Source organism: Gemmatimonadota bacterium (assembly GCA_016209965.1).
GTDB lineage: Bacteria > Gemmatimonadota > Gemmatimonadetes > Longimicrobiales > RSA9 > JACQVE01.
Genome location: JACQVE010000255.1, coordinates 1 through 7,156, shown reverse-complemented (window position 1 = coordinate 7,156; position 7,156 = coordinate 1). Strand labels below are relative to the sequence as shown.

The following is a 7,156-nucleotide window of genomic DNA, read 5'->3' as shown; positions in this document are numbered from 1 at the left end:
GCCGGATCGCTGGGGTCCCACAGCGCGGTGTAGGCGTGGTCCTGCGCCATCAAGCGGTCCAGGTCATAGATGAAGCCTTCGCGCGTGTACTCGGAGTTCTCGTAGTCCTGCCCGAGATGGATCGCCTCGACCGGGCAGACTTCCTGACACATGCCGCAGAAGATGCAGCGGAACTCGTCGATCTCGAAGACCACGGGGTAGCGGTTCCCCTGCTCATCCTCGCCCGGTACCAGGCGGATGCAGAGGGAGGGGCAAACCGTCGGGCAGAGCCCGCAGGCTACGCACTTGGGGCGGCCGTCCGCGTGCACGGCCATGCGGTGCGTGCCGCGCCAGCGCGGAGCGAGCTCCGACTTCTCCTCCGGGTACTGGATCGTGACCTTGTGGGGATCGACGAGGTGCTTGAACGTCAGCGTCATCCCCCGCAAGGTAGCGCGCAGGTACGATGTCGTGCCCGCCGGCCGCTTCATGGTCTTCACGCCGATGGCCATGCGCCTACTCCTCTCCACCGCCCGCCGAGGCGCCGAGACCCGGTGCACCCGCCGTGGCCAGCGCCGGCTGGCGCAGCGGCTCGCCCCGCGACGCGCGCCGCGTGGCGGCGCCCGCGATGCCGCGATCCCTGTCCAGCAGCAGGAAGAAGACGGCCATGGCGCCCAGGTTGACCGCGGTCAGGATCCAGCCGTAGCCCGGGCCAAACGGGATGCCCAGCTCCTCGATGACCAGCATGCTGGTGCCCACCAGGCCGATATACAGCAGTACGGCCGGGATCAGCACTTTCCACCCCAGGTGCATGACCTGGTCGTAGCGGAAGCGAGGCACAGTCCAGCGCACCCACATGTAGAGGAAGACGAAGAATCCGGTCTTGGCGGCGAACGCGACCAGCGTAAGCAGCGTTGTCCACGCGGCTGGCGCGGAGCCGCTCACCACGCCGGGCGCGACCAGCACCATGTCGTCCCCCGTCCAGAAGGGAATGTCCCAGCCGCCCAGAAACAGCGTGGCCATGAGCGCCGAAGCGGTGAGCAAGTTCGAGTACTCGGCAATGAAGAACATGCTGAACTTCATGGACGAGTACTCCGTGTGGTACCCCGTGATCAGCTCCGACTCCGCCTCGGGCAGGTCGAAGGGCAGCCGGTTCGTCTCGGCGAACGCCGCGGCCACGAAGATGAAGAACGCGAGCCCGAGGGGAAACGCCAGCCACAGTCCCAGCTCCTCCTGCTGCGCCCAGACCACCTGGGGCAGCGTCACGTTGCCTACCAGCATGAACACCGGGATCAGACTCATCCCCAGCGCCACCTCGTAGCTCATCATCTGGGCGCTGGACCGCAGCCCGCCCAGGAAAGCGTACTTGTTGTTCGAGGACCAGCCGGCCATAACGATCCCGTACACGCCCAGGCTGCTCAGCGCCAGGATGTAAAGGATGCCGATGGGCAGGTCGGCCACGATCATGGGGACCAGGCCCCAGCGCGTGGGCAGCGGCGCGGCAAAAGGAATAACGGCGAAAGTCACCAGCGCGGGCACAATCGAGAGTATCGGCGCCAGCACGAAGTAGCTGCGCGACGCCTCGCGCGGGTACGTCTCTTCCTTAAGCAGGTTCTTGATGCCGTCGGCCAGGGGCTGGAGAAGGCCGTAGGGGCCCACCCGGTTCGGCCCGCGCCGATCCTGAATCCACGCCGCCAGTCGCCGCTCGAGCAGGGTGAAGAACGCGACGGCGACCATGACAGTGGTGAACACGGCCACCACCATGATCGCCGAGACGATCAGGAATGCCGCCTGAGAGAGGGCGCCGACGTCGTGCATCATCCGACCTCCGCACCCCGCGCACTGCCGGCTGCCAGCCGGGCCCGCTGGTTCAACAGCGCCCCGCCCGCGCCAAGCTGAGCGTAGCTCAAGCCCGCAAACTCGTCGTACAGCTCGCTCAGCCGCCGGAACGCATGGCCCGCGCTGGCCGGCGCCACTCCATCACCCAGGCCGGCCAGCACCACGCCCAGCACGTGCCAGGCCGGCCGGGCCAGCGGCGGCCCCTGGCGCGCCGGCCAGAAGCGCTGCACGCGACCCTCGAAGTTGGTGAACGTGCCCTCCTGCTCCGCGAACTGCGTGATGGGCAGGACAAAGTCGGCTCGCTCTGCGGCCGCTGCCGGCGCTGCGCCCAGGTAGACAAAGAGCGCGGCGTCGCCGGCCCAATCGGGCGCCGCGTCCGCGAGAGGATCACCCAGCACCAGGATCACGTCGGCTTTCCCGGAGACCTCGTCATCCAGGCCGCCCGTCCCGGCCGCATCGCCCACGCGCCGGAACCCCATAGCTTCCAGCCCGCGCACGTTGGCCGCCAGGTCGCGCCGGCGCGCCAGCCTGGGAAAGCCCGGACAGACCACTTCTTCCTCCGCGCGTGGCGACCGGAAGACGGCTTCGCCGCCCCCCAGCACGGCCAGGAGCCGCCCCAGCAGGCCCGCATCCTCATTGGCATGAAATGGGGAAGCAACGGCCAGGGCGCGCGCCCGCGTCTCCCCGCGCAGGACCTTCAGCCGCTCCACCAGCCCCAGCACCGCTTCCTGCCAGGTGGCGCGCACCAGCCGGCCAGCCGGGCCGCGCACCATGGGCTCCTCCACCCGATCCAGCAGGTTGAACCACTCGTAACGGTAACGGCCGTAATCGCACATCCAGTACGAGTTCACTTCGGGGTTGGCGCGCGGCCTCAGCCGCATGACCAGGTTGTCCCGCGTGTCCATGTCAATGTTGCAGCCCTGGGCGCAGTTCGGGCAAAGGGAGGGCGTGCGGTCCAGGTCCCAGGCCCGCGCCTTGTGCAGGAAATCCTTCGAGAGCAGCGCGCCGACGGGGCAGATGTCGATCACGTTCGAGGCCCACGCCGAGGCCTCGAGCCCGCGTTCGAAGAAGGTGTCGATCACCGAGCGGTCGCCCCGCTGCACCACGCACAGCAGGTCATCCCCGGCGATCTCGCGCATGAAGCGGACGCAACGCGTGCACATGATGCAACGATCGCCATCGTAGGCGACGTCGCCACCCAGATCGTCCTGGCCCAGCACCCGCTTGGCCTCGAAGCTGCGCCCGTGCTTGCGCCCCTCGGCAAACACGTAGTCCTGGAGCTTGCACTCGCCGGATGCGTCGCAGACGGGGCAGTCGAGCGGGTGGTTGTAGAGGTAGAACTCGAGCACGCCGGTGCGGGCTTCCCTGGCCTTCTCGCTCTCCGTGAGCACGACCTGCCCGTCCGTGACCGTGGTGACGCAGGCGGGGACGAGCTTGGGCGCGCCCTGCACCTCGACCAGGCACATGCGGCACATGGCGGGCGCAGAAAGGCCGGGGTGGTAGCAGTAGTGCGAGATGCCAATGCCGGCCTGCTCCGCGGCTTCGATGATACGCACGCCTTTGGGCACCGTAACCGGCCGCCCGTCAATCGTGCAGGTAACCGTCTGCCTGGCTTCCTTGGCCATGTCTCCCGTGCCTCAGGCGGCCGCCATGCTGCGGGCCGAGCACACCCCCTGGCGGATATGCGCCAGGTACTCGTCGCGGAACTTCTGGATCGAGCTGGCCACGGGCGCCGCCGCTGAGTCGCTCAGCACGCAGATGGTGGTGCCCGTGACGTTGCGGCACAACTCGAGCAGCGTGTCCAGGTCCTCCTCGGTCCCGCGTCCCTCCTCGATGCGGCGGAGGATGCGGCCCAGCCACACGGTCCCTTCCCTACAGGGTGTACACTGGCCGCACGACTCGTGGGCGTAGAACTCGACGATCCGCCGGACCTGCTTCACCATACAGGTGGATTCGTCCATGACGATGACGGATGCGGTGCCCAGCATGCTGCCCGCCTCGAGGACCGCCTCGTAATCCATGGGGATGTCGATCTCGTCCGCCGCCAGGATGGGCACGGAGCTGCCCCCGGGGATCACCGCCTTGAGCGAGCGGCCAGCGGCGATCCCGCCGCAAACATCGAAGATCAGCTCCTTCAGGTTGAAGCCGAGGGGGAACTCGAAGTTGCCACGCCTCACCACATGGCCCGAGACGTTGTACAGCTTGGTGCCCGGACTCTTCTCCGTCCCTAAGGAGCGGTACCAGGCCGCTCCCTTCGTGATAATGTGGGGCACGGCGCAGAGCGTCTCCACGTTGTTGACCGTGGTCGGCTTGCCAAAAACGCCGGAAACCGCCGGGTACGGGGGCTTGATCCGCGGCTGGCCGCGCCGCCCTTCGAGCGAGTTCATGAGCCCCGTCTCTTCGCCGCAGATGTAGGCGCCGGCGCCCAGGTGCAGCGTAATGTCGATGTGCGTGCCCGAGCCCAGCACGTCGGCGCCGGCCAGCCCGGCGGCATAGACTTCCTCGACCGCCCGCCCCAGGATCTGCGCCGCCTCGAAGAACTCGCCGCGAATGTAGATGTAGACATGCTGCGCACGGATAGCGTAGGCGCTGATCAGCGAACCCTCGAGCAACTGGTGCGGCGTCCAGCGGCACAGCTCCCGGTCCTTGAACGCGCCCGGCTCCGATTCATCGGCATTCACCAGGAGGTAATGGGCCTGCCCACTGTTCTTGGGCATGAACCCCCACTTCACGCCCGTGGGAAAGCCCGCGCCCCCCCGGCCCCGCAGCCCGCTCTGCTTGACCTCCTCGACCACCGCCTCCGGCGGCATGCCTAGCGCTTTCTCGAGAGCCCGGTAGCCGCCGCGCTCCCGCCAGCCGGCCAGGCTGCGGGCCGCCGGGTCGCCAAAATACTCGCTCAGCACGCGAGTCTCGCGCGGGTGCCGGTAGGGGTACGCCATTACTTCCCCGGCCTCCTCCCCTGCCCCGCCTCGGGCTGGGGCTGGGGCTGGGGCTCGGGCTCGGGGTCCGGGACCCTCGAGCCCCGGCGCCCGCGAGCGCGACCCCGGGCCTGCTCCGCCACGGCGCCCGCCCCCGTGGCTACAGCGGCCAGCGGCCGCTCGATGGGCTCGCGCCCGAGCCACTCGAGGATCCGCGGCACGTCCGCCGCCGAGACATTCTCGTAGTACCGATCATTGATCTGCACCGCGGTGGGGAAGCCGCAGGCGCCCAGGCACTCGACCTCGATCACCGTGTACCGGCCATCGGCCGACGTCTCGCCCGGCTCCGTCCCGGTGTGCCCGAGGAAGGCAGCCAGCACGTCGTCCGCGCCGCAAAGGTTGCACGACACGTTGGTGCAGACCTGGACCAGGAACCGCCCCACCGGCCGCTTGTTGTACATGGTGTAGAACGTGGCCACGCCGCGCACATACGCAGGGGTGACCCCCAGCACGCCCGCTACCGCCTCCATGGCCTGCGCCGAGAGGTGGCCGCGGATCTCGTGAGCCAGGTTCAGCACCGGCAGCAAGGCTGCGCGTTTGTCAGGGTAGCGCGAAAGGATTTTCTGCAGCCGCTCGCGGTAGCCGCCCTCGAAGAGCGGCGCCTCGGGATTACGGGCCTCGAGCTGGTAGGGGTAGGAGCAGGCCACGCCGGGGTGGCCGCCATCCACGGGGCGGGCGCCGACGTAGGCCGTGCCCCGGATATCCGACTCCGTCAGGTGCTGGAAATCGCCCGTCTCGCCCGCCCACCCGGGGTTCCGAAACGGCGCGCCAGTCTGCTTCATCACCCCTTGCCCTCACCCTCGCCCTTGTCCCTCCCCTTGCCCACGCCCCCGCGCTCGACCTGCCCCTGCCCCATCACCGGTCGATCTCCCCGAGCACGATGTCCAGGCTCGCGTTCACCGCGATGACGTCCGAGAGGAGATGGCCCTCGACCATCCTGGGCAGGGCGGACAGGTTGATGAAGCTGGGACCGCGAACGCGCCAGCGCACAGGCTTGGACCCGCCGTCGCTCACCACGTACATGCCCAGCTCGCCCTTTGAACTCTCGACGCTGAACCAGCTCTCGCCCGGCGGCGCCGGCACTCCCTCCATGACCACCTTGAAGTGGTGGATCATGGATTCCATGTCGCTCATGCAGTCCGTCTTGGAGGGCAGGATCTTGCGCGGGTCATCCATGTTGATGGGGCCGCCCGGCAGCCGCTCCAGGGCCTGCTCGAGGATGCGCAGACTCTGGCGCATCTCTTCCATGCGCAGCAGGTAACGGTCGTAGCAGTCGCCGTGCTCGCCCACGGGGACCTCGAAGTCGTAGCTCTCGTAGTCGTAGTACGGCCGGTCCTTGCGCACGTCGTACGCCACGCCGGACGCCCGCAGATTCGGCCCGGAAAGCCCCGAGTTGATGGCCTCCTCCCCACGGATCACGCCCACGTCCCGGTTGCGGCCGATCCAGATCTGATTGTTCGTGAGCAACGTCTCGACTTCGTCCAGCGTGCGCGGGAACGTGTCCATGAACTGCTGCAGCGCGTCCGTCCAGCCGGCCGGCAGGTCCGCCATCATCCCGCCGATGCGCGTGGCCGAAGTGGTCATACGCGCACCCGTGTAGGCTTCATGCAGGTTGTGGATCCGCTCCCGCTCCTGGAACGTCCACAGGAACACGGTGAAGGCGCCAATGTCGATGGCCGTGGTGCCCAGCCAGAGCAGGTGACTGAAGATCCGGTCCAGCTCCATGCAGATCACCCGCACGACCTTGCAGCGCTCGGTGACCTGGATGCCCATGAGCTTCTCGACCGCCATGGCGAACGCGCAGTTGTAGATCAGCGGCGCCAGGTAGTCCATCCGGTCGGTCAGCGGGATGATCTGGTTCCAGTTGCGGTACTCGCCCAGCTTCTCGAAGCTCGAGTGCAGGTAGCCGATATGCGGGATGCAGCGGATGACGGTCTCGCCATCCAGCTCCAAAACGAGCCGCAGCACCCCGTGCGTTGCGGGGTGCGGCGGCCCGAGGTTGAGCAGCATGTGCTCGCCGTGGAGCTCCGGCTCCACGCCGACGGGGAAGACCGGCGCCCTCGCGGGCTGCCCGTCCACCCCCATTTCCGGATTGCGCGAGACCAGGTACTCGATCCGCCGCGTCGTCGTCATGCCTCCCCTTCCACCGACCCCACTTCCGGCACGGCGAGCTGCACCGGCCCCTCCGCCGTCTCCGCCTCTACCGCGCCCCCGCCCCGCGCCGCGATCTCGAGCTCCTGCGGGATGTAGTAGTCCTCCGCCTCCAACGCCAACGCCTGCCGCGTCTGCTCCGCCCGGCTGAAGCGCCCGCGCAGCGGGAAGTCCTTCCGCAGCGGGTGCCCCTCCGCGTAGTTCTCGGGCAT

The 7,156-nt window shown here is 68.3% G+C and carries 7 protein-coding genes; all 7 read right to left on the bottom strand.

The annotated features are described in order from the left end of the window. Nucleotides 1-467: NADH-quinone oxidoreductase subunit I (locus tag HY703_10085; protein ID MBI4545534.1), on the bottom strand; the 467-nt coding region annotated here is incomplete at its 3' end. A 25-nt stretch (nucleotides 468-492) separates the two neighbouring features. Then, nucleotides 493-1,794 (bottom strand): NADH-quinone oxidoreductase subunit NuoH, encoded by a 1,302-nt coding sequence (gene nuoH, locus HY703_10080; protein ID MBI4545533.1) that lies wholly within the window; start codon nucleotides 1,792-1,794, stop codon nucleotides 493-495. Further along, entirely contained in the window at nucleotides 1,794-3,440 is a 1,647-nt protein-coding gene (locus HY703_10075; GenBank protein MBI4545532.1) for a (2Fe-2S)-binding protein, read from the bottom strand. The genes nuoH and HY703_10075 overlap by 1 nt, the downstream gene beginning before the upstream one ends. A 12-nt stretch (nucleotides 3,441-3,452) precedes the next feature. Continuing rightward, entirely contained in the window at nucleotides 3,453-4,754 is a 1,302-nt protein-coding gene (gene nuoF, locus HY703_10070) for an NADH-quinone oxidoreductase subunit NuoF (protein ID MBI4545531.1), read from the bottom strand. Continuing rightward, the gene (locus tag HY703_10065) at nucleotides 4,754-5,578 is read right to left on the bottom strand and encodes an NAD(P)H-dependent oxidoreductase subunit E (GenBank protein MBI4545530.1); all 825 of its coding nucleotides are present in this window, start codon (nucleotides 5,576-5,578) and stop codon (nucleotides 4,754-4,756) included. The genes nuoF and HY703_10065 overlap by 1 nt, the downstream gene beginning before the upstream one ends. A gap of 70 nt (nucleotides 5,579-5,648) precedes the next feature. Further along, nucleotides 5,649-6,878, bottom strand: a complete 1,230-nt coding sequence (nuoD, locus tag HY703_10060; protein MBI4545529.1) for an NADH dehydrogenase (quinone) subunit D — start codon at nucleotides 6,876-6,878, stop codon at nucleotides 5,649-5,651. A 44-nt stretch (nucleotides 6,879-6,922) separates the two neighbouring features. Further along, nucleotides 6,923-7,156: hypothetical protein (locus HY703_10055; protein ID MBI4545528.1), on the bottom strand; the 234-nt coding region annotated here is incomplete at its 5' end.

Excerpts from the sequence above, each read along its gene's own strand:
- nuoH (MBI4545533.1), bottom strand. The coding sequence starts at position 1,794 with ATGCACGACGTCGGCGCCCTCTCTCAGGCGGCATTCCTGATCGTCTCG.
- HY703_10075 (MBI4545532.1), bottom strand. The coding sequence starts at position 3,440 with ATGGCCAAGGAAGCCAGGCAGACGGTTACCTGCACGATTGACGGGCGG.
- nuoF (MBI4545531.1), bottom strand. The coding sequence starts at position 4,754 with ATGGCGTACCCCTACCGGCACCCGCGCGAGACTCGCGTGCTGAGCGAG.
- nuoD (MBI4545529.1), bottom strand. The coding sequence starts at position 6,878 with ATGGGGGTGGACGGGCAGCCCGCGAGGGCGCCGGTCTTCCCCGTCGGC.